This is a genomic window from Streptomyces sp. Sge12 (assembly GCF_002080455.1).
In the GTDB taxonomy this organism is placed as follows: Bacteria; Actinomycetota; Actinomycetes; order Streptomycetales; family Streptomycetaceae; genus Streptomyces.
In genome coordinates this window covers 5,046,795-5,072,851 of sequence record NZ_CP020555.1, presented here as the reverse complement: position 1 = coordinate 5,072,851, position 26,057 = coordinate 5,046,795, and the positions used below count along the sequence as shown (strand labels likewise).

The window sequence follows — 26,057 nt, the reverse complement described above, 5'->3', positions numbered from 1 at the left end:
CCCCGAGAACCGACGGCGTGACCGCGAAGCCCTGACTGGCCCTCTTCGCGGTCACGCCCTCGCTCTTCCTCCCCCTACGGCCAGGGCACCTCCGGCGCCCGGAAGAAGCCGATGCCCTGCGCGTCCAGCCGGGGCGCCTGAGCGGCCAGCCGCCGGCTGTACGCGGTCCAGTCGAGCGCGGAGGCCGGGGACCAGCCCAGTTCCGCCAGGCCCAGGACCCTTGGGAAGGCCAGCTCCTCCCACTGCGCCCGCGTCTGGACGGTCTCCGTCCACAGCGGCGCCTCCACCCCCAGGACCGCGGACTCCGGGACCCCGGCCAGATACGCCCCCGGGTTCCAGGAGTAGGCGCGCTGCACGGGGACGTACCCCGCCCACGCCAGGCCCGGCTTCGTCGCCGGGTCGTACTTCATGTCCAGGTACAGCCGGTCCGCCGGCGACAGGATCAGCGGGTGCCCGGCCTTCGCCGCCGCCACCACGGCGGCCTTGTCCGCGGCCGCGGTCCGGTCGTGCCCCCAGTACTGGAGCACCGCTCCCGGTGCCGGACGGGCCGCCGCGAGCTGGTGCCAGGCCACCACCGTCTTCCCGTACCGCCCCACCACCTCCTGCGCCCGGTCCATGAAGGCCGCGTAGTCCGCCGCCGGGGTCGCGTGCGCCTCGTCGCCGCCGATGTGCAGGTAGCGGCCGGGGGTCAGCTCCGCCAGCTCGCCGAGCACCTCGTCGATGAACTCGTAGGTCCGCTGCTTCGCCACGCACAGCGAGCTGAAGCCCACCTTGGTGCCGGTGTACCGCTCCGGTGCCTTCCCGTCGCAGTTCAGCTCGGCGTAGGAGGCGAGCGCCGCGTTCGTGTGCCCGGGCATGTCGATCTCGGGGACCACGTCCACGTACCGCTGCTGCGCGTGGGCCACCAGCTCGCGGTACTCGTCCTTCGTCCAGTGGCCGCCGGGCCCGCCGCCGACCTCGCTGCCGCCCCCGTACTGCGCCAGCCGCGGCCAGGAGTCGACCGCGAGGCGCCAGCCCTGGTCGTCGGTCAGGTGCAGGTGCAGGGTGTTGACCTTGTACTGGGCGAGCTGGTCCACGTACCTCTTCACCTGCTCCACCGTGAAGAAGTGCCGCGCGATGTCGACCATCGCCCCCCGGTAGGCGAAACGCGGCCGGTCGGTGACCGTGCCGCCCGGCACCGTCCCCGGGCCGGCCACCGGCACCAGCTGGCGCAGCGTCTGCCCCGCGTGGAACAGCCCGGCCGGCGTCCGCGCGGTGAGGGTGACCCCGCTCGGGTCCGACTCCAGCCGGTACCCCTCGTCACCCACCCCCTGCGCGCCCTCGTCGAGCCGGAGCCGGATCCCGTCGCCCTGCGCCCCGTCGACCACGGGCAGCGGCAGCCCGCTCGGGCCGCGCAGCTGCTCGGCGAGGAGTTCGCCGACCCGGCGGACCTCCTCGCCGCTGCCGCGGCCGGTACGGATGACCGTGCCCGCCCCGAAGGCGTACCCGGGGCCCGCGGCCCGCGCGGAGAGGGGTGCCGGCAGCAGCCGTTCGAAGGGGGTGAGGGCCGCCGGCGGATCGTCACCGGGCCGGGAGTCGTCACCGTGGGCGGAGGTGCAGGCCGTGAGCAGGGCCGGGGTCGCACCGAGGGCGAGGAGGGCGCCGAGCGTACGTCGCAGGACTCTCATGCGCACAGGTATAGGCCAAGTGGGACGTCCCGTCCGCTGCGGTCTTCCGGACCGGGCGGAAATCATCCGAAGGAGGGGCACGCCGAGCCCCCTTCTGGTCCAGACCAGGTGGATCCTGCCCGAAAACGGGCAGGATCTTTGCGTTCACCGCCGTTAGCCGCCAATATCTACGAATGCTCGATCGCCGCCCGTCGCATGACGACCTCGTCGACCACCTGGTGCGCAGCACCGCGCTGCAGCGCGGCGAAGCGGCCCGGGTGGTACTGGACGTGCTCGCCTACTTCGACGAGACGACCGAGGAGTTCGTCCGCCGCCGCCACCGGGAACTGCAGTCCGGCGGAGCGGTCAACGCGGAGATCTTCGAGCGGATCGCGGCCGAACTGCCGCACCGCGCCGTGGCGCCGCCGGAGCTCTCGCTCCGGCAGTTGCGCCGCATCGTCTACGGCTGAGCCGGCGGCCGCGGAGGCGGCTGCGGGCGGGTACACGAACCGAACCTCAGGAGGGGCTAAACCGTATGTGCGGAATCGTCGGTTACATCGGCAAGCGTGACGTGGCACCGCTGCTGCTCGAAGGTCTGCAGCGGCTGGAGTACCGCGGCTACGACTCCGCGGGCATCGTCGTGAACAGCCCGAAGGCCTCCACCCTCAAGGTGGTCAAGGCCAAGGGCCGGGTCCGCGAGCTGGAGTCCCGCGTCCCCAAGCGCTTCGCCGGCACGACCGGCATCGCCCACACCCGCTGGGCCACGCACGGCGCCCCGAGCGACATCAACTCGCACCCCCACCTGGACGCCGAGAACAAGGTCGCCGTCGTCCACAACGGCATCGTCGACAACGCCTCCGAGCTGCGCGCCAAGCTGGAGGCCGAGGGCGTCGTCTTCGTCTCGGAGACCGACACCGAGGTGATCGTCCACCTGATCGCCCGCTCCGAGGCCGAGTCCCTGGAGGACAAGGTCCGCGAGGCCGTCAAGGCGATCGAGGGCACCTACGGCATCGCCGTCATGCACGCCGACTTCGCCGACCGCATCGTCGTCGCCCGCAACGGCTCCCCGGTCGTCCTCGGCATCGGCGAGAAGGAGATGTTCGTCGCCTCGGACGTCGCCGCGCTGGTCGCCCACACCCGCCAGGTCGTCACCCTCGACGACGGCGAGATGGCCACCCTGAAGGCCGACGACTTCCGCACCTACACCACCAGCGGTGCGACCACGACCGCCACCCCGGAGACCGTGGAGTGGGAGGCCGCCTCGTACGACATGGGCGGTCACGACACCTACATGCACAAGGAGATCTCCGAGCAGCCCGACGCGGTCGACCGCGTGCTGCGCGGCCGGATCGACGACCGCTTCAACACCGTGCACCTGGGCGGCCTGAACCTGGACCCGCGCGAGGCGCGCGGCATCCGCCGGGTCAAGATCCTGGGCTGCGGCACCTCGTACCACGCGGGCCTCATCGGCGCCGGCCTCATCGAGGGCATGGCCCGCATCCCCGCGGACGCCGAGCCGGCCTCCGAGTTCCGCTACCGCAACCCGGTCGTGGACCCCGACACCCTCTACATCGCGGTCTCCCAGTCGGGCGAGACGTACGACGTGCTCGCGGCGGTGCAGGAGCTCAAGCGCAAGGGCGCCCGCGTCCTCGGCGTGGTCAACGTGGTCGGTTCCGCCATCGCCCGCGAGGCCGACGGCGGCGTGTACGTGCACGCCGGCCCCGAGGTCTGCGTCGTCTCCACCAAGTGCTTCACCAACACGGTCGTGGCCTTCGCGCTGCTCGCCGTGCACCTGGGCCGCATCCGGGACCTCTCGGTCACCGACGGCAAGCGGATCATCGAGGGCCTGCGCAAGCTGCCCGCGCAGATCCAGGAGATCCTCGACGGCGAAGAGGACATCAAGAAGCTCGCGGCCGAGTTCGCCGAGGCCAAGTCGATGATGTTCATCGGCCGGGTGCGCGGCTACCCGGTGGCGCTGGAGGCCTCCCTCAAGCTGAAGGAGATCTCCTACATCCACGCCGAGGCCTACCCGGCCTCCGAGCTCAAGCACGGCCCCCTCGCCCTGATCGAGCCCTCGCTGCCGACGGTCGCGATCGTCCCGGACGACGACCTGCTGGAGAAGAACCGGGCGGCGCTGGAGGAGATCAAGGCCCGCAGCGGCCGGATCCTGGCGGTCGCCCACCGCGAGCAGGAGAAGGCGGACCACACCATCGTGGTGCCGAAGAACGAGGACGAGCTGGACCCGATCCTGATGGGCATCCCGCTCCAGCTGCTGGCGTACCACACGGCCCTGGCCATGGGCCGGGACATCGACAAGCCGCGCAACCTGGCGAAGTCGGTCACCGTCGAGTAATCGACGTCCCCACAGCGGAGAACCCCCGTGCGCGGTGTGCGCACGGTGGTTCTCCGCTGTGGTGCGGTGGTGCCGTGTGTCCCGCCGCCGCTCAGCTCGCGGCGACCGCCCCGTGCCGGGCCTTGCCGAAGGCCATCGGCCAGTGCGCCAGCGCCGCGGTCGCCCCGTACCAGGCCAGCAGTCCGGTCACCGCGGCGACCCAGCCGCCCGCCTTGGCGAGCGCGCCGTTGTCGACGAAGGCGCCGATGGCCAGCAGGAGCAGCGACAGGGTCAGCAGGGCGTAGACGCCCTGGCTGAACAGACCGCTCGCGGCGGCGACCGTGAGGGTCAGCGCGAGCATCGCGAACAGGACAAGAAACGTTCCGGCGGCTTCGTCGGAGACCGAACCGCCCGCACCCTTGGCCCACGTGAACCAGAAGATGCCGAGGCCCGCGAACGCGGTGCCGTTGAACCCGTTGCCGCCGCGGTACTCGAGGAGCCCGAGGAGGAAGAGGGCCGCGCCGCCGACGTACATCGCGAGCGACACGGAGTTGGCAGCGGACACACCGTCGATGACACCGGTGTGGCCGATACCGAATGCGAGAAGGGTGAGACCCAGGGCTATGTTCCCCAGGGTCGAAGTCGAGGCCGTGCTTCCCGCAGAGACACCATTGTCCACGGCGGGCTCCCTTCGATCTGCAGTTGTTTGCTGCGTCCCAGCAGCATTTATCTACCCTTTACACGGGGGCACAACCGCACAAGCGACTTAACAAAGGGTCACAGGATGACAACGGCGTGCGACCGACCGGGTCGGCCACTCGTTCGAGGGAACGTCGCGAAATACGGGTGGCTCGTGAAGGGCACGGCTTTACGGTCGCGTCATGACGACACCAGGAAGGGCCGAGGATGCCGGGCATTTCGCCCGATACACCTTCAGGCTTCGGGTGTCATCCACTGCCCGTGCCTCCCTACTGGACGAGTGGGACCGAATCCGGTGGATCTGGAACGAGTGCGTGGCCAAGTCCAAGCAAGTCCACGCATGGAACATGACCAAGGCCGACGGCATGGACAAGCGCACCTGCGGTCCGGCGCAACTCGACAGAATGCTGACCGAGGCCCGGAAGGCCAACGCCTGGCTGAGAGAAGGCGCCTCGGTCCCGCAGCAGCAGCTGGTACGTGACTTCGGCAGGTCCAGGGCCAAGGCGCAGAAGGACATCAAGGACCGCCTACCCATGGCACGTCGGGCCGGGATGCCCAAGTACAGGAAGAAGCGTGAGGGCGCCCCGTCGCTGAATTACACAAAGCGTGGCTTCCGCCTGAAGAACGGCACTCTGCACCTGGCCGGGGGCATCATCCTGACGGTGGTGTGGTCGCGGGAGCTGCCCGCCGACCCGTCCAGCGTGCGCGTCCATCAGGACAGCCTCGGACACTGGTACTGCTCATTCGTCGTCCCGGCCCAAACCGAGTTGCTGCCTGCAACCGGACAGGTCATCGGTATCGACTGGGGCGTGCGCGAGACCGCGACCACCACCAGTGACCATCACGATCTGCCGCACGCCGAGCACGGCAGGAAGGCTGCCGCGAAGCTGACCCGGTACGACCGCATGATGGCCCGCCGGAAGCCCGAGAGAGGGCGGGCCGCGTCCAAGGGCCACCGCACGGCGAAGAGACAGCGCGCCAAGCTCCACAAGAAGGTCGCCCGGCAGCGGCAGGATGCAGCCCGGAAGTGGGCCAAGTCGGTGGTGCGCGACCACGATGCCCTTGCGGTGGAGGATTTCCGGCCGAAGTTCCTCGCGAAGACCACCATGGCCAGGAAGGCAGCCGACGCCGCCATCGGCGCCACCAAAAAGGCCCTGATCGAAATGGGCCGCAAGCACGGACGCGCCATGCACCTGGTGCACCCCGCGCACACCACGATGGACTGCGCGCAGTGCGGAGCGAGAGCCAAGCACGCACTGCCGCTGGGAGAGCGCACCTACACCTGCACCGCGTGCGGAGCCGTGTCCCCACGGGACAAGAACTCCGCACGCGTGATGCTCGTCCGGGCAGGCCTGACCCCGGCTGGTGCTGATCGCGGAAGACCTCCCGGGGCGCCGCCCCGGGAGGCTGCGTGAGCCAGGAATCCCCTCCCGTCAGGGAGGGGAGCAGTCAAGGAATGACAACGACGGGTCGCTGCGCGCGCTTGGCCAGGCGGCCGGCGACCGAGCCGAAGATCCGGCCGACGATCCCGTGCGTGGAGCCGACCACGATGGCGTCGGCCGAATACTCCCGGCCGACCTCCTCCAGCTCATGGCAGATGTCACCACCGCGCTCGACCAGGATCCACGGCACTTCCGCCAGGTAGTCCGCGCAGGCGAGTTCCAGCCCGAGCACCTCGGTCCGATGGTCCGGCACGTCGACGAAGACGGGCGGTTCGCAGCCGGCCCACACCGTGGTGGGCAGCCGGTTGGCGACATGGACGATGATCAGACCGGATCCGGAGCGACGGGCCATGCCGATCGCATAGGCGAGCGCGCGCTCGCTCGACGTGGATCCGTCGAATCCCACAACGACCCCGTGCCGGAAGGCCGGATCGCAGTGCGTGCGTGTCTGTTCCACCGCGCGCAGATCGGCGGCCGACGCGGGGTCGGCGACGCGTTTGCGCTTGCGGTCCGCGGGTTCGGAGAATTCGTGACCGGCCATGGGTGTCTCGGCGAGGAGGTCCTTGGAGGAAGCAACAGGGGCGAAATCGGCGACGCAGTGTGACGGAGCTATGTCCGGGAAGCATCTTCCCAAGCCCATACCCACCAGGGTACGGCGACACTCCTGTCCTGCACAGGGCATGCCGCCCTTGGAGAGCGTCCCAGGGAGCATGCCGGAGCGAACGCGCCTTGGCAATGGCCGCTGCCCCCTACAGCCAGTGACGAGACCGGCCAGCGCCACCCGTGCGCGCAGTGACCGAGCCCCGGCACCGGCCGTTGGGACATGCGTCCGACCAACAGGTAAGAGCCCGCAGGGAGCACGCCGTGCCCGGTCATCCGGTTCACCCCGTCCAGCCAGCTCAGCCGACGCAAGTCCCCCGCTCGCCCCTTCACTCGTCCGTGCGTCCCGCCGGGCACCCGCATGACGACCCCGCGGGTGACGTCGTGCGCTGGGCCGCCTTCAGCTGCCTGCTCGTCCCCGTGGTCCTCGTCGTCTACGGAACCTCCTACGGCGGGGCCGCCGTCGCGACCCTCGGCCTGCTCGCCGTCACGGCCGCGTGCCGGGTCCTGCTGCGCCACTCGGAGAAGGCGCAGCGGGCCGAGGCCCGGGTGCGCGCGCACGAGCCGCTGCCGCCCGCGCACCGCGGCCGGCACTCGCGCGGCGCCGCCGGGAACCGCCGCGGCTGCCGGGTCTCCGGACCCGGCTCCCCGCAGGACTGACTCATTCGCACACCCACACACGCATGTTTTCAGCCAACTTCCCGGCAAGGTGCCCTCCTTGCCGGAATGTCCCCCCGCCCCCCTCACCACCAGCGACGACAGACCGCGGGGGGCGTTCTGGCCCTACAGGTACTGGCCATGGCCGGGGAGCACGCTTCCTGTTCGGGTAGCGGAGTGGAACGCTTACTGATCGAATGCTTTTCGCCAAGTTGAGAAGTCGACATAGCGCTGCGTGCTGAACTTGTCACGCCGACACCACGGGACGCAGTAGATTCGATCATGTATTTACGGCGGGGGATCCACGTGCAAGGCCGAGGGGAAACGTGCAGGTGCGACCAGACCAAGGAGTCGCGACACCCAAGGGGGGCTTAGCGCCATGAGCCAGGATTCCACCGCCGTCGTCACAGCAGACGCCGGCCGGAAGCTCGCGGGGCGTCGCCGCAGGGAGATCGTCGCGGTGCTGCTCTTCAGCGGCGGACCGATCTTCGAGAGCTCCATTCCACTTTCCGTGTTCGGCATTGACCGGCAGGACGCGGGAGTTCCACGCTACCGATTGCTCGTGTGCGCCGGTGAGGACGGTCCGCTCAGGACCACCGGCGGACTCGAACTGACCGCGCCATACGGGTTGGAGGCGATCGCCCGGGCAGGAACGGTCGTCGTTCCCGCCTGGCGCTCCATCACTTCACCGCCACCGCCGGAGGCGCTCGACGCACTGCGTCTGGCGCACGAGGAGGGGGCCCGGATCGTAGGCCTGTGCACGGGAGCCTTCGTGCTCGCCGCCGCAGGCCTGCTGGACGGCCGGCCCGCGACGACGCACTGGATGTACGCGCCGACGCTCGCCAAGCGGTACCCGTCCGTCCATGTCGACCCGCGCGAACTGTTCGTCGACGACGGCGACGTGCTCACGTCCGCCGGCACGGCGGCCGGAATCGATCTGTGCCTGCACATCGTGCGCACGGACCACGGCAGTGAGGCGGCCGGGGCCCTGGCCCGCAGGCTCGTCGTACCGCCGCGGCGCACGGGCGGCCAGGAACGCTATCTCGACCGGTCGCTGCCGGAGGAGATCGGCGCCGACCCGCTGGCCGAGGTCGTCGCCTGGGCCCTGGAACACCTCCACGAGCAGTTCGACGTGGAGACGCTGGCCGCCCGCGCCTACATGAGCAGGCGCACCTTCGACCGGCGGTTCCGCTCGCTCACCGGCAGCGCTCCGCTCCAGTGGCTGATCACGCAGCGGGTGCTCCAGGCCCAGCGGCTGCTGGAGACCTCCGACTACTCGGTCGACGAGGTCGCCGGACGCTGCGGCTTCCGTTCGCCGGTCGCCCTGCGGGGTCACTTCCGGCGGCAGCTGGGGTCCTCCCCGGCCGCCTACCGCTCCGCCTACCGGGCACGCCGGCCGCAGGCCGACGTGGCACAGGTGGCCGAGATCAACTCCGGTCCGGTGCCGCACCAGCGCACCCCGCAGCCCCACCGGGCGGCGGCGGCCCTGGCCGCGGCGGGTCCCACGGTGACGGAGCTGTACGCACCGGGGCGGGCGCTGCGGGAACACGCGTAGCCGCTCGGCCCGTACGACGCACGAAGGTCCTCCATCGGTCACGGCCGATGGGGGACCTTCCGCATATGCGGTCCGCGCCACGGGGGACCGCATAAGGTGGGACACATGAACGATCGCATGGTGTGGATCGACTGCGAGATGACCGGGCTCTCGTTGGCGGACGACGCACTTATCGAGGTGGCCGCACTGGTCACCGACTCGGAGCTCAACGTGCTCGGCGAAGGCGTGGACATCGTGATCCGCCCGCCGGACGCCGCCCTGGAAACCATGCCCGACGTGGTGCGCGAGATGCACACCGCCTCCGGCCTGCTCGACGAGCTGGCCGGCGGGACCACCCTCGCGGACGCCGAGGCGCAGGTCCTGGCCTACGTGCGGGAGCACGTGAAGGAACCCCGCAAGGCGCCGCTGTGCGGAAACTCGGTCGGCACCGACCGCGGCTTCCTGCTGCGCGACATGGCCGCGCTGGAGGGCTACCTGCACTACCGGATCGTGGACGTGTCCTCGGTCAAGGAGCTCGCGCGCCGCTGGTACCCGCGGGCGTACTTCAACAGCCCGCCGAAGAACGGCAACCACCGGGCGCTGGCGGACATCAAGGACTCCATCACCGAGCTGCGCTACTACCGGGAGGCGGTCTTCGTGCCGCAGCCCGGGCCCGACTCGGACACGGCCCGCGGCATCGCCGCCAAGCACGCCACGCCCGGCGCCTAGGCGCGTCCGGGCGTCCGGGCGTCCGGGCGTCCGACCAGGCCCCTCCGGAGGGGGTGGCGGGAAACGGGGGAGCGAGCACCCTCCCGGACCCTGTACCCTTTTCTTCGGCCGGTCGGTTTTCCGACCGGACATGGTGGGTGTAGCTCAGTTGGTAGAGCACCTGGTTGTGGTCCAGGTGGCCGCGGGTTCAAGTCCCGTCACTCACCCTGTGGGAAGGCCCCGGTACGCGAAAGCGGACCGGGGCCTTCTGCATGCATCAGGACGATTCCCGGACCACCAGCCGGTTCGGCAGCACGGCGGCCGCCTCGCCCGTCTCCCCCGCGATCCTTCCCAGCAGCATCGCCGTCATGGTCCGGCCCATCTCCTCGATCGGCTGCCGGACGCTGGTCAGCGGCGGGTCCATGTGCCGGGCCACCACGGAGTCGTCGAAGCCGACCAGCGCCACGTCCTCGGGGATCCGGCGGCCGGCCGCGCGCAGCTCCCTGCGGGCGCCGGCCGCCATGACGTCCGAGGCGGCGAAGACGGCGTCGAGCGCGGGGCGGCGCTCCAGCAGTTCGCGCATGGCCCGTCGGCCGCCCTCCTCGGTGAAGTCGCCGACCGCGATCAGCGGCTCGTCGGCGGCGTGCCCGGCGGTGGCCAGGGCCTGCCGGTAGCCGTCGAGGCGGCACTGGGCGCCGTACACGTCCAGCGGGCCGGTGATCGTGGCGATCGTGCGGCGGCCCCGGTCGAGGAGGTGGCGTACCGCCTCGGCCGCGCCCGCCAGGTTGTCGGAGTCCACGCTGGGCAGGGTCTCGGCGGCGGAGCGGCGGCCGCTGATCACCGTCGGGATGCCGAGCTCGGCCAGCAGCTCCGGCAGCGGGTCCCCGGCGTGGACGGAGACGAGGAGCACTCCGTCGACGCGGTGCCCGGCCAGGTACTGGGAGAGGCGGCGGCGCTCGCGGTCGCCGCCGGCCAGGGTGAGGACGAGCTGCACCTCGGTCTCGGCGAGGGCGGCGCCGACCCCGCGGACCACTTCGGAGAAGTAGGGCTCGGCGAAGAAGCGGGCCTCGGGTTCGGGGATCACGAGGGCGATGGCGTCGGTGCGGTTGGCCGCGAGGGCGCGTGCGGCGCGGTTCGGTACGTATCCCAGCTCGGCCACGGCCGCCTCGACGGCGACCCTGGTCTGCTCGCTGACCTTGGAGGATCCGTTGATCACCCGGGAGGCCGTGCCGCGCCCGACTCCGGCGCGCGCCGCCACCTCCTCCAGGGTCGGCCGTCCCCCGCTGCGCCCGTGCCCGTTCATGGCTTCCTCCCGCTTGTGAATCTACCCCTTGACGACTATGGGAGCGCTCCCACACTGTGTCACAGACACCCGGCACGTTTCGTCCGTCAGGGAGGAAGCCCATGCGCGTCCGAGCCCGAACCCGAGCCCGATCCCGAAGAACCCTCCTCACAGCAGTCACCGCCGTCGGAGCGGCGGCCCTGCTGCTCGCGGGGTGCGCCCAGGACCCCGGGGAGGGCGCCGGGAAGGGCGCCCCGGCCGCCGGCAAGTCCGGCGGCGGCGCCACCACCACGCTCACCGTCGGCGTCTTCGGGGCCTTCGGCCTCCAGGAGGCCGGGCTCTACGACGAGTACATGGCGCAGAATCCCGGGATCCGCATCGAGCAGACCTCCATCGAGCGCAACGAGAACTACTACCCCCAGCTCCTCACCCACCTGGGGACGGGCAGCGGGCTCGCCGACATCCAGGCCGTCGAGGTCAACAACATCGCCGAGATCACCGCCACCCAGGCCGACAAGCTGGTGGACCTGGCCAAGGCACCCGGCGTGGACAAGGCCGCGTACCTGCCCTGGAAGTGGGCGCAGGGCACGGCGAGCGCCGCCAAGGGCGGGGCCACGGTCGGCCTCGGCACCGACATAGGCCCGCAGGGCATCTGCTACCGCAAGGACCTCTTCGAGGCGGCGGGGCTGCCCACCGACCGGGCGGCGGTCGGGGCGCTGTGGGCGGGCGACTGGAACAAGTACCTGGAGGCGGGCCGCGCGTACAAGGCGAAGGCCGGTGAGGGGAAGGCCTTCGTGGACTCGGCGTCGGGCGTGATGGCGGCGGTGACCGGCAGCAGCGCCCAGCGGTTCTACGACGAGCAGGGCAAGGTCGTCTACAAGACCAACCCGGCGGTGCGCGGGGCCTTCGACCTGGCGGCCTCCTTCGCCACCGACGGGCTGAGCGCCAAGCTCCAGCAGTTCACCCCGGCCTGGGACCAGGGCTTCTCCAACGGCTCGTTCGCGACGGTCTCCTGCCCGGCCTGGATGCTCGGCTACATCCAGGACAAGGCGGGCCCGGCGGGCAAGGACAAGTGGGACGTGGCGCAGGCCCCGAAGCCCAGCAACTGGGGCGGTTCCTTCCTGGTGGTGCCGAAGGCGGGCAAGCACGCGGAGGAGGCGGCGAAGCTGGCGGCCTGGCTGACGGCCCCGGCGCAGCAGGCGAAGCTCTTCGAGAAGCGGGGCAGTTTCCCGAGCGCGAGCGCCGCCTACAAGCTGCCGTCGGTGTCGGGTGCGCAGCACGCGTACTTCGGCGGCGCTCCGATCGGCGAGATCTTCGCGAAGGCGGCCGAGGGGGTGCCGGTGACCGTGGTCGGTCCGAAGGACCTGGTGATCGCTCAGAACCTGGCGGACATCGGGATGCTCCAGGTCGACCAGAAGGGGCGCAGCCCGCAGGAGGGCTGGGAGGCCGCGGTGAAGGCGATCGACAACGCCTTGGACCAGTGAGGCGCCGGTGACGGACGAGACGGCTGTTCTGTCCCCTTCCGCCGTCGGCCCGGAGCGGCCGGCGGCGGAGGGGGGCGGCCGGGGCCGGCCGGGCCAGGTGTGGCGTTCGCGCCGCTACCGCTGGGACCTGCGCTGGAGCCCGTACGCCTTCGTGGCGCCCTTCTTCCTCTTCTTCGCGGCCTTCGGGCTGTTCCCGCTGCTCTACACGGGCTGGGCGGCGCTGCACCAGGTGGAGCTGACGGATCCCGACAGCATGACGTGGGTGGGGCTGCGGAACTTCACCCGGCTGTGGGACGACGAGTTCTTCTGGAACGCCCTGCGCAACACGGTGACCATCGGGCTGCTGTCGACGGTGCCGCAGCTGGCGATCGCGCTGGGCCTGGCCCATCTGCTCAACTACCGGCTGCGGGGCTCGGCGTTCTTCCGGGTCGCGGTGCTCACCCCGTACGCGACCTCGGTGGCGGCGGCCACGCTCGTCTTCGTGCTGCTCTTCGGCCGGGACTACGGGATGGTCAACTGGGCGCTGTCGGCGGTGGGTTTCGACGCGGTCGACTGGCAGAACGGCACCTTCGCCTCCCAGTTCGCGGTCTCCACCATCGTGATCTGGCGGTGGACCGGCTACAACGCGCTGATCTACCTGGCGGCCATGCAGGCCGTACCGGGCGAGTTGTACGAGTCCGCCGCGCTGGACGGGGCCTCGCGCTTCCAGCAGTTCCTCCATGTCACGGTGCCCTCGCTGCGGCCGACCATCTTCTTCACCTGCGTGGTGTCGACGATCGGGGCGACGCAGCTGTTCGGCGAGCCCCTGCTGTTCAACGGCGGGGCGGGCGCGACGGGCGGCTCGGACCACCAGTTCCAGACGCTCGGGCTGTACCTGTACGAGCAGGGCTGGGTGAACCTGCACCTCGGGCGGGCCTCGGCGATCGCGTGGGCGATGTTCCTGATCCTGCTGCTGATCGCCGGGGCCGCACGGCTGCTGCGCGGACGGAAGGACGACTCCCGATGAGATCACTGCGCGCGGGCCGGCTCACCTACGTGGTGCTCGCCCTGTTCACGGCCGGCTCGCTCTTCCCGCTGGTGTGGACGGCGATCGCGGCCTCCCGGAGCAACACGCGTCTGGCCCAGACCCCGCCCCCGTTCTGGTTCGGCGGGAATCTGGGGCACAACCTCCGGGTGGCGTGGACGGACGCCAACATGGGCACCGCCCTGCTGAACACGGTGATCGTGGCGGGCACGGTCGCCGCCGGCACCGTCTTCTTCTCCACGCTCGCCGGGTTCGCCTTCGCCAAGCTGCGCTTCCGCGGCAGCCGTGGGCTGCTGGCGCTGGTGGTCGCGACGATGCTGATCCCGCCGCAGCTGAGTGTGGTGCCGCTGTACATGCTGATCGCGAAGCTGTCGTGGACCGACCGGCTCCAGGCAGTGATCCTGCCGGGCCTGGTGGGTGCCTTCGGGGTGTTCTTCATGCGCCAGTACCTGGTGCACGCGCTGCCGATGGAGCTGGTGGAGGCGGCGCGGACCGACGGGGCGAGTTCGCTGCGGGTGCTGTGGCACGTGGTGTTCCCGGCGGCCCGGCCCGCGATGGCGGTCCTGGGGATGCTCACCTTCGTCATGGCCTGGAACGACTTCTTCTGGCCGATCGTCGCGCTGACCCAGAACGGCAGCCCGACGGTGCAGGTGGCCCTGACCGGGCTGGGCCGGGGGTACATCCCCGACCAGTCGGTGATCATGGCGGGCGCGCTGCTGGGCACGCTCCCGCTCTTGCTGGTGTTCCTCGTCTTCGGCCGCCAGATCGTCGGCGGCATCATGCAGGGAGCGGTCAAGGGATGACGCACACGAACACGGACGCGGACGCGAGCACGGACGCGAGCACGCACACGATCACGGACACGGACGTCGGGGCGCGGGAACTGCGCTTCCCCGACGGGTTCCTGTGGGGCACGGCCACCGCGGCCTTCCAGATCGAGGGCGCGGCCGCGCTGCGCGGTCCGTCCATCTGGGACACCTTCTGCCGCACCCCGGGCAAGGTGTACGGCGGGCACACGGGCGAGGTGGCCGCGGACCACCACCGGCTGTGGCGGGAGGACGTCCGGCTGATGGCCTCGCTCGGGCTGGGCGCCTACCGCTTCTCGGTGTCCTGGCCGCGGGTGCTGGCCGGCGGGATCGGCTTCTACGACGCGCTGGTGGACGAGCTGCTCTCGTACGGGATCCAGCCCTGCGTGACCCTGTACCACTGGGACCTGCCGCAGGAGCTGGAGAGCGCGGGCGGCTGGCCCGAGCGGGAGACCGCCTATGCCTTCGCCCGGTACGCCGAGCAGGTCGCGGAGGTGCTGGCCGACCGGGTGGAGCTGTGGACCACCCTCAACGAGCCCTGGTGCAGCGCCTTCCTCGGCTACGCCTCGGGGGTGCACGCCCCCGGCCGAACCTCCCCCGCGGACTCGTTGCGCGCCGCCCACCACCTCAACCTGGCGCACGGGCTGGCCGCCGCGGCCCTGCCCGCCCGGGCCAGGGCGGGTATCGCGCTCAACCCCAGCGCGGTGCGGCCGCTGACCGGTTCGGCGGCCGACCTGGACGCCGCCCGCCGGATCGACGCCCTGGCCAACCGGGTCTTCACCGGTCCCCTGCTGCACGGGGCCTATCCCGAGGACCTGCTCGCGGACACGGCCGCGGTGACGGACTGGTCCTTCGTCCGCCACGGCGACGAGGCGCTGATCCACCAGCCGCTGGACTTCCTCGGGGTGAACTACTACACGCCGGCGGTGGTCTCGGCCGCCCCCGGAGGGAACGGCCCGCGCGCCGACGGGCACGGGGCGGCGGAGCACTCGCCCTGGCCCGCGGGGGACACCGTCGCCTTCCACCAACCGCCGGGCGAGCGGACCGACATGGGATGGTCGGTCGACCCGACCGGCCTGTACGACCTGCTGATGCGCTTCACCCGCGAGGCGCCCGGGCTGCCGCTGCTGGTCACCGAGAACGGTGCGGCGTACGCCCCCGACCTGCACGACCCGCAGCGCATCGGCTATCTGGAGGCCCACCTCTCGGCCGTCCACCGCGCCCTGACGGACGGCGCCCCGGTGGACGGCTACTTCCTCTGGTCGCTGATGGACAACTTCGAGTGGTCCTACGGCTACAGCAAGCGCTTCGGCATCGTGCACGTCGACTACGAGACCCAGGCCCGCACCCCGCGTTCCAGCGCCCACTGGTACGCCCGGCTGGCCCGGACGGGAGGCTTCCTCAGCTACGGGGACGAGGCGCTCTAGAGCCGCGCCACGGACTCAGCGGAAGGCCGGGGCGGAGCGGGCCGCCCAGTCCGTGAAGGGGCGCGGCGCCCGGCCGAGGATCTCGCGCACGGCCGGGCTGGGCTCCCGTTCGGCGGGCAGGGGTTCCCCGAGGATCGCGAGGGTGCCCTCCACGACCGGCTCGGGCATGAAGGTCAGCATCTGGGCGCGGGCCTCCTCGCGGGTCTGCTCGATGAAGCGGACGGGCTCGCCCAGGGCCGCGCCGATGGCCTCGGCCCGCTCCCTCGGGGTGACCGGGGCGGGTCCGGTGAGCTCGTGGGTCCGGCCGGCGTGGCCCGGATCCCGCAGGACGGCGGCCGCGACCTCGGCGATGTCGGCCGGGTCGACGGTCGGCAGCCCGACGTCGCCGAACGGCGCGGCGGCCGTGCGCGTCGTACGGATGCTCTCGGCCCAGGCGTAGGCGTTGGAGTCGAGGCCGCCGGAGCGCAGGATCGTCCACTCCAGGCCGCTGCGGCGGACGGCCTCCTCGAACCGCGCGGGGTGGGCGTAGACCTCCGGGCGGGTTCCGGCACCCTGGGACGAGAGCAGGACGACGCGTCGGATCCCGGCGGCCGCGGCCCGGTCCAGGATGCCCTGCGGGTCCTCGCCGGCGACGAGCAGGAACAGTGCTTCGGCCCCGTCCAGCGCGGGGGCGATGCTCTGCGGCTCGGCGAGGTCGCCCGGGTGGTGGCGGACCCCTTCGGGGAGCGGCCCCGGCCGGCGGGAGACGGCGGTGACGCGCTCGCCGCCCGCGGCGAGGATCCGTACGAGTTCCCGTCCCACGTTCCCGGTCGCACCCGTTACTACGATCATGACGATTCCCCCTGTGAGTTAGTCGGCTGACTTAGTTATGACCATAGCCCTCCCCCGGGCGCTCGTCTAGAGTCAGTCAGGTGACTGACTCAAAGAAGGTCCGGCGAGGTTCGGGCAAGCGGGAGCGGCTGGCATCCGCCGCGGCAGAGGTCCTCCACACCCAGGGCGTCGACCGGACCACGCTCGCGGACATCGCCCGGGCGGCCGAGGTCCCGGTGGGCAACGTCTACTACTACTTCAAGACCAAGGACCAGCTCGTCGAGGCCGCCATCGACGCGCACGCCCGGACCCTCGGCGACCTGATCGCCGCCCTCGACGAACTCCCCACCCCCGAGGACCGGTTGAAGGCCCTGCTGAACGGCTGGGTCGAACAGCGCGAGCTCACCGCCCGCTACGGCTGCCCCACCGGCACCCTCGCCTCCGAGCTCGACAAGCGCGCCGACGGACTCGACCGGTCGATCGCGGCGGTCATGCAGGTCCTGCTCGACTGGGCCGAGCGGCAGTTCGCACAGATGGGCCGCGCCGACGCCTGGGAACTCGCCGTCGCCCTGATCGCCGCCTACCAGGGCATCTCGCTGCTCACCAACACCTTCCGCGACCCGGACCTCATGACCACCGAGGCCCGCCGCCTGGAACGCTGGATCGACTCCCTCACCCGAGGAGCGCAGCAGTGACCGTGCACGCAGGTGACGGGCCGAGCCCCACCACGCCCCCGCGCCCCACCACGCCCCCGCGCCCCCTGGACGTGGAGTCCCTCTTCCCCGAACTGGCCGCCCACCGCCGGACAGCGACCCGGCTGCACCCGCGCCCCGGCGCACCCGGTCCGCACGACAGCCACGTCGGCGGGCCGCTGCTGTGGCCCGCCGACGACCCGTGGCCGGTGTGCACGACCCCGCACCGGCGCGCCCCCGGACCGGGGCCGCTGCCGCTGCTCGCCCTGGCCCAGCTCCACGCCGGGGACGTGCCGGACCTGCCGGCCGGGCCGGACGGCTGCGACCTGCTCCAGGTGTTCTGGTGCCCCTTCGACGCCCACGGGCCCACCGGCCACGGCATGTACGTGCACCTGCGGTGGCGCCGTGCGGCGGAGGCCGGCCCGGTGGCGGCGCAGCAGCCGGCGCCCGGGGCCGTCGGCTTCGACGGGTATGTGCCCACGCCCTGCCTGCTGCATCCGGAGCAGGTCACCGAGTACCCGTACATCGAGCTGCTCACCGGGGAGCTGGGGGCGGCGGTCGAGGAGTGGGAGGACGCCCAGGAGGAGGCCGCCTACGAGGCCGAGGAGGCGGCGGAGGCGAACGGCGAGGAGACCCCTCAGGAGGCCTGGCCGCCGTCCTACCAGGGCGATCTCTCCATCGCCCCCGGCTGGAAGGCCGGCGGGCACGCCGCCTGGAACCTCACCGGGCCCGGGTCCGTGGACTGCGAGGACTGCGCCGCTCCGATGGAGCTGCTGCTGACCGTCGCGACGAACGAGTGGTACACGGACAGCCTGAGCTGGAAGCCGGTGCAGGACGGTCCGCGGGATCCGACCGGGGTGGTCGTCGGCAACCACGGCAGGCTCAACATCTTCGCCTGCCCCCGGAACCCGGCCCACCCGCACGGATTCAGCATCCAGTAGCAGCTCCCGCGCCGCGTGCGCTGGAGCGGTGCGCCCTCAGGACCGCATCGCCGCCAGCCCCTTCGCCGGATCCTCGGCCGTCATCACGGGAGCGACCTCGACCTCGGCATTGAACTCCAGGAACAGGTCCTCCGTCAGCGACGGCATCTGCGAGCTGTCCTGGTGGTCGAAGACGATCCAGCAGGAGCGCACGCCCTCGTGCAGGCCGAAGTAGGCGGCCTCCGGCGGCAGGACAAGCCCCCGTCCGGGCCCGGCGAGGAGCCCGCCGGAGATCAGGGTGTCCCTGCCGCGGACCGTACCGGGACGGCGGGGTCACGCCTGCGCGGCGCGCCCCCGGTTACGTCGGGTGCCGCGCCGGCCGCGCCCGGCCCGCCCCGCGCCGGGTCCGCCGAGGCTCCGGCCGTCCAGGCCGATCCAGACCCGGACCTCCGTCCCGCCGAGCACCGAGCGTCCCAGCCGTACGTCGCCGCCGGTCGACTCGGCGACCCGGCGCACGATGTCCAGGCCGAGGCCCGTCGACCCGTCGCGGCCGCCGTCGTTGCCGCGGCGCAGGGCCGCGTCCGGGTCGGCGATCCCGGGACCCGCGTCCGAGACGAGCACGATGACCGCGTCACCCGCGTCGTGCACGTCCACCGCGAAGGGGGTGCCCTCCGGGGTGTGCCGGAAGACGTTGCCGAGCATCGCGTCCAGGGCGGCGGCGAGTTCGGGCCGGGCCACGGGGATCCGTACCGTACGGTCCACGCCCGCGAGCCGCACCTCGCGGCCCTCGTCCTCCGCGAGCGCCGACCAGAAGGCCATCCGGTCGCGGATCACCTCGGAGGCGTCGCAGCCGGCGCCCGCCCCGACCAGACCGGTGGCCGGGCGCTGCTCACGGGCCGTCCGAATGATCGTGTCGACCTCGCGCTCCAGCTGCTCCACGGCCGCCCGGGTCTGCTCGGCGGCCGGGCCGTCGCCGAGCGAGGCCGTGTTGAGCCGCAGCACGGTCAGCGGGGTGCGCAGCCGGTGCGAGAGGTCGGCGGCCAGTTCCCGCTCGTTGGCGAGGAGTTCGACGACCTGGTCGGCCATGGCGTTGAACGCGACGGCCGCCGAGCGGAGTTCCTTGGGCCCGTCCTCGGGCACGCGGGCGCCGAGCCGGCCCTCGCCGAGCTGGTGCGCCGCGTCCGCGAGCCGTTCGGCAGGCCGCACCAGCCGGGCGCCGAGCCGGTCGGCGACCCCGACCGAGCCCACGATCAGGGCGAGGCCGACGCCCGCGAGCACCAGCCAGGCGGTCGCGACCCCGTTGCTGACCTCGCTCTCCGGTACGAAGATCTCCACGACGGCGATGTCCCCGGACCCGAGCGCGGTCGGCTGGAGCAGCGCCGAGCCGCCCCCGGCCACCGAGGCCGTCGTGGCCCGGCCCATCCGCCGGGTCTCCGCGACGGCGCGCTCCCCGGCCCGGCCCTCGCCGATGCTGACCGGCGGGCTGTCGCCGATCGCGGGCACGTGGACGGCCATCCGCCGGGCGGCGCCCATCTGCGTGGACTCCACCGCCTTGCGCAGCTGCACGGGGTCGGTGGTGATGGACAGCGTCGGCCCGATGGTGGCGGCCTGCCGTTCGGCGTTGGAGAAGGCCCGGTCGCTGGCCATCTCCTGGACGACGAGCCCGAGGGGTACGGCGAAGGCCACGACCACCATGGCCGTGACCGCGAGGCACACCTTGACCAGCGCCCATCTCATCGCGCGCTCACCGGGGCGGCTCCAGCTTGACCCCGACCCCCCGCAGCGTGTGCAGGTAGCGCGGCCGGGCGGCGGTCTCGCCGAGCTTGCGGCGCAGCCAGGACAGGTGGACGTCGATGGTCTGGTCGTCCCCGTACGACTGCTGCCAGACCTCGGCGAGCAGTTCGCGGCGGGCCACGACCACCCCGGGCCGCTCGGCGAGGAAGGCCAGCAGGTCGAACTCGCGCCGGGTGAGGTCGAGTACGGCCCCGTCGAGCTCGGCCTGGCGGCGCAGCGGGTCGATGGCGAGCCCGCCGACGCGCAGGACGCGCGAGGGCGGTTCGCCGCCGGCGGCGGCGCGGGCCCGGCGCAGGACGGCGGACATCCGGGCGGAGAGGTGCTCGACGGAGAAGGGTTTGGTCAGGTAGTCGTCGGCGCCGTCGTTGAGCAGCCGGACGATCTCCGCCTCGTCGTCGCGCGCGGTGGCGATGATCACGGGCACGTCGGTGATGCCGCGCAGCATCTTCAGCGCCTCGGACCCGTCCAGGTCGGGCAGCCCGAGGTCGAGGATGACCACGTCGAAGCGGTGGTGCGCGACCTCGCGCAGGGCCTCCAGGGCCGTGCCGACGCTCCGCACGGCGTGCGAGGCCTCGGTCAGGTGCCGGATGAGGGCGGAACGTACGAACTGGTCGTCCTCGACCACGAGCACACTTGCCATGGCCCGCACCGTAGTCCATCCGGGCGACCCAGCGGGGTGTCGGGCTACTCTTGGGGCGCGTGGTGCAGTATGTGCCCTGATGCGACGAGGACTTCTACACGCCATGGCTTGGACGCTGGCGACCGGTGCGGCGGTGACGCTGTCCTGGTGGGGCGTCCACGCCGTCATGTCGGGAACGGCCTACGATCCACCGCTCGCGGTGCCCCTGGCCAGCCGGCCGCTGTCCTCGTCCACGCACGACGCGCAGGAGTCCCGGTCCCCGTCGGGGTCGGGGTCGCCGTCCGGGTCCCCGTCCCCGTCGCCCTCCGGATCGCCCGCCCCGGCCGCCTCACCGAGCACCGGGGCGACCCCGGAGAAGTCCCCGAAGCCCTCGGCCACCCCCGACGGGTACCGGCCGGCGGTGGGGCAGGACGCGGGCAAGGTGCAGGCCTACCCGGTGTCCGGTGGCCGCGTCGTCTTCTCGCTGGGCACGTCCACCGCCGAGCTGGTCTCGGCGACCCCGGCGGCCGGGTGGCGGATGCAGGTGTGGAAGCAGGACTTCTGGATCCGGGTCACCTTCACCCGCGACGGCCGTGAGGTGTCCGTCTTCTGCACCTGGCACGACCACCCGCCGATGGTGGAGATCGTCGACCCCTGAGATCCCTGCCCCGGACCTCGACCCTCGTAGCCCGAGGTCCCGGGACCGGGACCGGGGGTGCTACGCGGGAACGGTGCCGACCAGCACGAACTCGTTGTACGGGAAGACCTTGCCCATGGGGCGGGGGAAGGGGAAGGAGTAGGTCCGCCGGACCGCGATCCCCGCCCTGCCCGCGTGGCTGCGCATCTCCTCGAAGCCGACCCAGCGGATGTGGGTGGCGTCGGTGCGGTAGCCGAGCTCCTGCGGGGTGATCATGACGACCGAGCCGCCCGGCCTGACCAGCGGAAGGTACTGCTCCAGCAGCGAGGCCGCGGTCTCCTCGTCGATGTGCTCCAGCACGTGCGCGATCAGCATGCTGTCGAAGGACCCCGGCCCGCAGTCCGGCGCGGCGGCCAGCTCGTCGGGCGTGTACGCGTTCAGTCCGCGCTCACGGCAGGTCTGCACCGAGTGCGGGTTGTGGTCGACCCCGACGCTGTCGGGTCCGCAGTTCAGGAGGTTGCGGCCCAGGCCGCAGCCGACGTCGAGGACCCGCCCCAGCTGCAGCCGCTGCAGGTTCCACCGGTAGGGCGCCTGCGTGGGCACGAACCGCTTGATTCCGGACTGCTCCAGGCGCGCGAGCCGCTGGGTGTAGTCGGACGTGGCGGTGCTGGGAGCACTCGGGGTGCCCGAGGAAGGAGCACCGGGGGTGGCGGGGGATTCAGACATTGCTCGTGCCATCTCCTGAACGCGTCATAGAAGGGGGTGAACCTCCTCGGGGTTCACAGGCTACGCAGAGCTGGGGCTCACCGGGAGTACTCCCGGGGATCTTATCTGCCAAGGCCGCGTCCACATCGTGGGCCGGAGCCCTACCGGAACACCGAGGGCGGCGGCTGCGGCGAGGCCACCGCAGAGGCGTCCGCCACCGGGGCCGCGCCGCCCGCGAAGTCCGCGAGCGCCCGGCCGTGCTCGACACGGCCCGGGTGCGGGTCGCTCGCGACCCGGCGCGTGAAGTCCGCCACCGGCAGCTCCCGGTCGGCCGCCACCAGGACGGCGTTACCGAATCGTTTTCCCCGCCACACCACCGGGTCGGCGGCGAGCGCCAGCTCCGCGAACCGGGACGCGGCCGTCGCGATCTGGCTCCGCAGGTGGGTCAGCGGCGGGCCGTCCGCGAGATTGGCCACGTACCAGCCGGTGGGCGTAAGGGCACGGCGTACGTCGTCCAGGAACTCGACGCTCGTCAGGTGCGCCGGAGTCCGCGCCCCGCTGAACACGTCCGCGATCACCAGGTCCGCCCAGCCGTCCGGGACCTTCGCCAGACCCGCCCGTGCGTCCACCGCACGCACCCGCACCCGCGCCTGCGGATCCAGCGGCAGGTGCTCCCGTACGAAGGCCACCAGAGCGGCGTCGATCTCCACGATCTGCTGGGTGGAACGCGGCCGGGAGGCGGCGGTGTAGCGGGCGAGGGTGAAGGCGCCGCCGCCCAGGTGCACCACGTTCAGGGGCTGCCGGGCGGGCGCGACGAGGTCGATCAGGTGGCCGATCCGCCGCTGGTACGCGAAGTCCAGGTACCCGGGATCGGCCAGGTCCACGTGCGACTGCGGAGCCCCGTCGATCAGCAGCGTCCAGGCCTCGGCCCGCTCCCGGTCCGGCTCCAGCTCCGCCCGGCCGCCGTCCACCTGCCCGACGACCGCCTCGGCGCCGCCGCGTCCGCGCTGCTGCTTGCCCTTGTTCCTGTCCTTGCCCGCCACCCCACCATTGTGCGGGGCGGCGGACGGCGGCAGCTTCCGGACCGGTCAGCGGCAATTGTCCGCGGCCTCGATCAGCCGGGCCGCTTCGCCGAGCGCCGCCCGCAGCACGTCCGGGTCGGTGACCGGCCCGACCGCCTCCGGCGGGAGCAGCCAGCCCGTGGCACCCGCAGTGGGCGAGGCGGCGGCGTCACCGAAGCGCATCCCGCGCCCGTTGGTCTGCGTACACGCACTGCCCGGCAGGTCCCAGGCGTCGGCCGTGCCGGGCGGGACGAGGAAGCCGAGGGTGTCGCCGGACCCGTCGTGCAGGACCGGCCCGACCCCGCCGGCCTGACTGGCCGCGCGCCGGATGATGTCCACCGCCTCCAGCCCCTGCCGGGTGGGAACGGTCACCAGATCCAGGTCCGGGGCCGCGCCGGTCTCGGACGCGGTATTCGTTCCAGTGCTCTCCATGCCGCCCTCCACCAAGGGAACCCCTCCTCGATCCGTATCCGCATGGGTTCAACGCACGGGAACGTCAACGGGTGCGGTGGCAAGACGCCGCAAAGGATGGCAGTTCATGGCGGATCGCGGGTGAGATATCCGTTTTGTAGCCAAACATCGCATGAACACCCTGTCACTGGCGGTACGTTCATGCGCGCCGGACCCCAAGTCACAGCACCGGTGCTGCGTTCCTTGCCAGAGAGGCCACGTCCATGGCGGCGTCCCCCCACTCACCCAACTCCACGTTCCGGCGGCTGCGCGGTCAGCACTCCCCGGCCGAGTTCGCGGCCCTGGTGCGCCGGGCGGCGAAGGAAATCGGAGAAACGGTTTCCTGCGACGCGCGCTACATCGGCCGGGTCGAATCCGGCGAGATCCGTTGCCCCAACTACGCGTACGAACGCGTCTTCCGCCACATGTTCCCCGGCCGCGCCCTGGCCGATCTGGGCTTCTCCCCCCGCGAAAGCGTCCGAGGCCGCTCGGCCCAGCGCGACCCCTCCCCCGTCCCCACCCACCGTTCCCCTTCCAGTGCCAAGGAGAGCGACGTGCTGCGTCGCGCGTTCATGGCGGGCGGCTCCGCAACCGTGGCGGCCGCGACGCTCAGCCTCACCCTGCTCGGCGACACCCGCCGGCTCCCCTCCCGCGCCGGCGAGTCCGAAGCCGCCGCGGTCGAGGACGCCGTACGCCAGATCCGCCTGCTGGACGACCGGCACGGCGCCGACGCCCTGTACCGCCGGGCCGCCGAGCCGCTGCGCACCGCCTACGCGCTGCTCGACGCGGGAGCCACCCGGCAGTCCACCGAGGACCGGCTGCACTCGGGCGCCGGGGAACTGGCCGTCTCGGTCGGCTGGCTGGCCCACGATTCGGGCCGCTTCGACGACGCCCGCTCCCACTACGCGGAAGCCCTGGCCACGGCCCGGGTCGCCCGCGACGCGGGCCTGGAGGCGCACGCCTTCAGCAACATGTCCTTCCTGGCCCGGGACTGCGGGCGCTCCCGCGAAGCGGTACGGGCCGCCCAGGCGGGCCGCCGCGCCGCGCGCTCCCTCGGCTCCCCGCGGCTGCTGTCCCTGCTCGCCCTGCGGGAGGCCGGGGGCTGGGCGGGGCTGGGCGACCGCAGGGCCTGCGAGGAGGCGCTGACGCGGGCGCACACGGAATTCTCGCGGGGCGCGGCGGACGCCGACCCCGAGTGGATGTCCTTCTTCGGGCAGGCCGAGCTGGAGTCCCTGGAGGCCCGCTGCTGGTCGGCGCTCGGCGAGCACGCCCGCGCGGCCCGGCACGCCCGCCGCGCGGCCGACCTCCAGGACCCGCACTTCGCACGGAACGTGGCGCTGTACACGGCGGAACTGGCGGGCGATCTGGCGCGGGCGGGGGCGCCGGACGAGGCCGCGTGGGCGGGGGGCCGGGTGCTGGACCTCCTCGCGGAGGTGCAGTCGACGCGGGTCCGCTCCATGCTGTCGGAAACGGCCGACGCCCTCGTCCCCCACCAGCGCTCCCCCCGGGTGGCCACCTTCCTCACCCGCCACACCACACCCTGACCCCGCCGCTGCCCGGGCCTCCACCCCGCCGTTGCCCGGGGCTCGGCCCCGGACCCCGCGCGGGTTGCCCTGCGGGCGGCTTGGCGGAGTCGTGGGGTGGGTCGGTGCCCCGCACGAGGATCTCCTCGGCTCGGCGCGCGCGGCGGCGTCATGGCCGTGCGGCGGTGGTCGCGCCTCGTCCTGCGGGGACCCTCCTGCGTGTCCCCGCCCCACGGCAGGCTTCGGCTGTACGCGGGACCCGATTGGGGGGTAGGGCTTTCCCGGGGGTGTGTCGGCGGAGGGGAGTGGGGACGGGGCGGGGTGTCCCCGCAGGACGAGGCGCGACCACCGGGTACGGCCGAGACATGCCCGCGCGCGCCGAGCCGAGGAGACACCCCGGCCCGGCCCCGCGCACCGGCCCAGGCCGACATGCCCGCACCACTCAGCAACGCCGCTCACGAAGGCACGGGCCCGCACTACTCAGCCTCGCTGGCGATTGAGGCGCGGGTCCGGGCAGAGCCCGGCACACCACCGCAAGCCGGACACCGCCGAGCCGCCCGCAGGGCACCCGGCACACCGCCGCAAGGGCTACGCCAGGTGACCGGTGTCGTTCCAGCGTTCCAGGGCCGGCGCGCCGTACGCCCAGCCCAGGACCGACAGGGAGGTCGGCTCGAGACGGATCCGCGCCCCGAAGGCCGCTTCGAAGCCCAGCCAGCGCGCCGCCAGCGTCCGCAGGATGTGGCCGTGCGCGAAGACCAGGACGTCGCGCTCCGCCGCGCGGGCCCACGCGACGACCTCGTCCGCGCGGGCCGCGACGTCCGCCACGGACTCACCGCCCGGGACCCCGTCGCGCCAGATCAGCCAGCCCGGCCGGACCGCCTGGATCTCGGCCGGGGTCATGCCCTCGTAGTCGCCGTAGTCCCATTCCATGAGCGCGTCCCACGGCTCGGCCCTGGCTCCGAAGCCGGCCAGGTCGCAGCTTTCGCTCGCGCGCAGCAGCGGGCTGGTGCGGACCTCCACGCCGGGCAGTCCCCGCCACGGGTCACGGGCCAGCCGCTCGCCGAGCAGTTTCGCGCCCTGCCTGCCCTCTTCCAGCATCGGTACGTCCGTGCGTCCCGTGTGCTTGCCGAGCTGGGACCACGCCGTCTGGCCGTGACGGGCCAGCAGGATGCGGGGGGCCATGTGAATTCTCCCGGTTCGTTCGA

Annotated in this window: 26 protein-coding genes and 1 tRNA gene; 15 read left to right on the top strand and 12 right to left on the bottom strand. The window is 72.3% G+C overall.

Annotation, left to right across the window (positions count from 1 at the left end; all coding sequences use genetic code 11):
* Positions 1-74 precede the first annotated feature (74 nt).
* Entirely contained in the window at positions 75-1,667 is a 1,593-nt protein-coding gene (locus B6R96_RS22740) for a beta-N-acetylhexosaminidase (RefSeq protein WP_081523466.1), read from the bottom strand.
* A 173-nt stretch (positions 1,668-1,840) separates the two neighbouring features.
* Between B6R96_RS22740 and B6R96_RS22735 the strand changes: the two genes are divergently transcribed.
* Both B6R96_RS22735 and glmS read left to right on the top strand, forming a co-directional pair.
* Positions 1,841-2,116 carry a hypothetical protein gene (locus B6R96_RS22735; RefSeq protein WP_030008735.1) on the top strand — a complete coding sequence of 92 codons (276 nt, stop codon included), beginning with the start codon at positions 1,841-1,843 and terminating at the stop codon, positions 2,114-2,116.
* A gap of 65 nt (positions 2,117-2,181) precedes the next feature.
* The gene (gene glmS, locus B6R96_RS22730; protein ID WP_030388548.1) at positions 2,182-3,999 is read left to right on the top strand and encodes a glutamine--fructose-6-phosphate transaminase (isomerizing); all 1,818 of its coding nucleotides are present in this window, start codon (positions 2,182-2,184) and stop codon (positions 3,997-3,999) included.
* A 91-nt stretch (positions 4,000-4,090) separates the two neighbouring features.
* Here glmS and B6R96_RS22725 read toward each other — a convergent pair whose 3' ends face one another.
* Positions 4,091-4,657 (bottom strand): acetate uptake transporter, encoded by a 567-nt coding sequence (locus B6R96_RS22725; RefSeq protein ID WP_053704204.1) that lies wholly within the window; start codon positions 4,655-4,657, stop codon positions 4,091-4,093.
* 202 nt (positions 4,658-4,859) lie between these two features.
* Here B6R96_RS22725 and B6R96_RS22720 point away from each other — a divergent pair, with 202 nt between their 5' ends.
* Positions 4,860-6,092, top strand: coding sequence for an RNA-guided endonuclease InsQ/TnpB family protein (locus tag B6R96_RS22720; protein WP_081523464.1), 1,233 nt, complete (start codon positions 4,860-4,862; stop codon positions 6,090-6,092).
* A gap of 34 nt (positions 6,093-6,126) precedes the next feature.
* Here the strand turns inward: B6R96_RS22720 and B6R96_RS22715 are convergent, their stop codons facing one another.
* Complete coding sequence (locus B6R96_RS22715) at positions 6,127-6,660, bottom strand: universal stress protein (RefSeq protein WP_030388550.1); 534 nt, start codon at positions 6,658-6,660, stop codon at positions 6,127-6,129.
* A gap of 443 nt (positions 6,661-7,103) precedes the next feature.
* Here B6R96_RS22715 and B6R96_RS22710 point away from each other — a divergent pair, with 443 nt between their 5' ends.
* From B6R96_RS22710 to B6R96_RS22695, 4 genes are all read left to right on the top strand, one after another.
* Positions 7,104-7,379: a hypothetical protein gene (locus B6R96_RS22710; RefSeq protein ID WP_384507206.1), complete on the top strand. Its 276-nt coding sequence runs from the start codon at positions 7,104-7,106 to the stop codon at positions 7,377-7,379.
* Between the two features lie 376 nt (positions 7,380-7,755).
* The gene (locus tag B6R96_RS22705; RefSeq protein WP_030388552.1) at positions 7,756-8,931 is read left to right on the top strand and encodes a helix-turn-helix domain-containing protein; all 1,176 of its coding nucleotides are present in this window, start codon (positions 7,756-7,758) and stop codon (positions 8,929-8,931) included.
* Positions 8,932-9,036: 105 nt separating this feature from the next.
* Positions 9,037-9,639, top strand: a complete 603-nt coding sequence (gene orn, locus B6R96_RS22700) for an oligoribonuclease (protein ID WP_081523462.1) — start codon at positions 9,037-9,039, stop codon at positions 9,637-9,639.
* Between the two features lie 133 nt (positions 9,640-9,772).
* Positions 9,773-9,845: transfer RNA gene (locus B6R96_RS22695), tRNA-His, on the top strand.
* Between the two features lie 50 nt (positions 9,846-9,895).
* Here B6R96_RS22695 and B6R96_RS22690 read toward each other — a convergent pair.
* Positions 9,896-10,921 (bottom strand): LacI family DNA-binding transcriptional regulator, encoded by a 1,026-nt coding sequence (locus B6R96_RS22690; protein ID WP_053176416.1) that lies wholly within the window; start codon positions 10,919-10,921, stop codon positions 9,896-9,898.
* A gap of 101 nt (positions 10,922-11,022) precedes the next feature.
* Between B6R96_RS22690 and B6R96_RS22685 the strand changes: the two genes are divergently transcribed.
* From B6R96_RS22685 to B6R96_RS22670, 4 genes are read left to right on the top strand one after another with little or no spacing between them, the layout of a single operon-like run.
* On the top strand, positions 11,023-12,384 hold the full coding sequence (locus B6R96_RS22685) for an ABC transporter substrate-binding protein (RefSeq protein ID WP_081523460.1): 1,362 nt from the start codon (positions 11,023-11,025) through the stop codon (positions 12,382-12,384).
* A 7-nt stretch (positions 12,385-12,391) separates the two neighbouring features.
* Positions 12,392-13,390 carry a carbohydrate ABC transporter permease gene (locus B6R96_RS22680; protein WP_107089566.1) on the top strand — a complete coding sequence of 333 codons (999 nt, stop codon included), beginning with the start codon at positions 12,392-12,394 and terminating at the stop codon, positions 13,388-13,390.
* The gene (locus tag B6R96_RS22675) at positions 13,312-14,211 is read left to right on the top strand and encodes a carbohydrate ABC transporter permease (protein ID WP_051779592.1); all 900 of its coding nucleotides are present in this window, start codon (positions 13,312-13,314) and stop codon (positions 14,209-14,211) included. The genes B6R96_RS22680 and B6R96_RS22675 overlap by 79 nt, the downstream gene beginning before the upstream one ends.
* Entirely contained in the window at positions 14,208-15,641 is a 1,434-nt protein-coding gene (locus B6R96_RS22670; protein ID WP_081523458.1) for a GH1 family beta-glucosidase, read from the top strand. Before B6R96_RS22675 ends, B6R96_RS22670 begins: the two co-directional genes overlap by 4 nt.
* Positions 15,642-15,656: 15 nt before the next feature.
* Here the strand turns inward: B6R96_RS22670 and B6R96_RS22665 are convergent, their stop codons facing one another.
* On the bottom strand, positions 15,657-16,472 hold the full coding sequence (locus B6R96_RS22665; protein WP_081523457.1) for an SDR family oxidoreductase: 816 nt from the start codon (positions 16,470-16,472) through the stop codon (positions 15,657-15,659).
* An 80-nt stretch (positions 16,473-16,552) separates the two neighbouring features.
* On the opposite strand from B6R96_RS22665, the gene B6R96_RS22660 reads away from it, so the two are divergent.
* A complete protein-coding gene (locus B6R96_RS22660; protein WP_081523455.1) occupies positions 16,553-17,146 on the top strand; it encodes a TetR/AcrR family transcriptional regulator in 594 nt (197 codons plus the stop codon).
* Positions 17,143-18,084, top strand: coding sequence for a hypothetical protein (locus B6R96_RS22655; RefSeq protein WP_237291491.1), 942 nt, complete (start codon positions 17,143-17,145; stop codon positions 18,082-18,084). Before B6R96_RS22660 ends, B6R96_RS22655 begins: the two co-directional genes overlap by 4 nt.
* 36 nt (positions 18,085-18,120) lie before the next feature.
* Here the strand turns inward: B6R96_RS22655 and B6R96_RS22650 are convergent, their stop codons facing one another.
* The 3 genes from B6R96_RS22650 to B6R96_RS22640 all read right to left on the bottom strand — a co-directional run bounded on the left by B6R96_RS22650 (position 18,121) and on the right by B6R96_RS22640 (position 20,497).
* Complete coding sequence (locus B6R96_RS22650) at positions 18,121-18,276, bottom strand: hypothetical protein (RefSeq protein ID WP_203351645.1); 156 nt, start codon at positions 18,274-18,276, stop codon at positions 18,121-18,123.
* Between the two features lie 120 nt (positions 18,277-18,396).
* Entirely contained in the window at positions 18,397-19,800 is a 1,404-nt protein-coding gene (locus B6R96_RS22645) for a sensor histidine kinase (protein ID WP_053704197.1), read from the bottom strand.
* A gap of 7 nt (positions 19,801-19,807) precedes the next feature.
* Entirely contained in the window at positions 19,808-20,497 is a 690-nt protein-coding gene (locus B6R96_RS22640; RefSeq protein ID WP_030388564.1) for a response regulator transcription factor, read from the bottom strand.
* A gap of 79 nt (positions 20,498-20,576) precedes the next feature.
* Here B6R96_RS22640 and B6R96_RS22635 point away from each other — a divergent pair, with 79 nt between their 5' ends.
* On the top strand, positions 20,577-21,134 hold the full coding sequence (locus tag B6R96_RS22635) for a hypothetical protein (protein WP_081523452.1): 558 nt from the start codon (positions 20,577-20,579) through the stop codon (positions 21,132-21,134).
* Between the two features lie 60 nt (positions 21,135-21,194).
* Here B6R96_RS22635 and B6R96_RS22630 read toward each other — a convergent pair whose 3' ends face one another.
* The 3 genes from B6R96_RS22630 to B6R96_RS22620 all read right to left on the bottom strand — a co-directional run bounded on the left by B6R96_RS22630 (position 21,195) and on the right by B6R96_RS22620 (position 23,311).
* Positions 21,195-21,839: a class I SAM-dependent methyltransferase gene (locus B6R96_RS22630; protein WP_053704196.1), complete on the bottom strand. Its 645-nt coding sequence runs from the start codon at positions 21,837-21,839 to the stop codon at positions 21,195-21,197.
* A gap of 140 nt (positions 21,840-21,979) precedes the next feature.
* Positions 21,980-22,861, bottom strand: coding sequence for a spermidine synthase (locus B6R96_RS22625; RefSeq protein ID WP_081523451.1), 882 nt, complete (start codon positions 22,859-22,861; stop codon positions 21,980-21,982).
* 45 nt (positions 22,862-22,906) lie between these two features.
* Complete coding sequence (locus tag B6R96_RS22620; RefSeq protein WP_030388568.1) at positions 22,907-23,311, bottom strand: hypothetical protein; 405 nt, start codon at positions 23,309-23,311, stop codon at positions 22,907-22,909.
* Positions 23,312-23,553: 242 nt separating this feature from the next.
* Here B6R96_RS22620 and B6R96_RS22615 point away from each other — a divergent pair, with 242 nt between their 5' ends.
* Entirely contained in the window at positions 23,554-24,873 is a 1,320-nt protein-coding gene (locus B6R96_RS22615) for a transcriptional regulator (RefSeq protein WP_081523449.1), read from the top strand.
* A gap of 567 nt (positions 24,874-25,440) precedes the next feature.
* On the opposite strand, the gene B6R96_RS22610 is transcribed toward B6R96_RS22615, so the two are convergent.
* Positions 25,441-26,034 carry a histidine phosphatase family protein gene (locus B6R96_RS22610; protein WP_081523448.1) on the bottom strand — a complete coding sequence of 198 codons (594 nt, stop codon included), beginning with the start codon at positions 26,032-26,034 and terminating at the stop codon, positions 25,441-25,443.
* Positions 26,035-26,057: the final 23 nt, after the last annotated feature.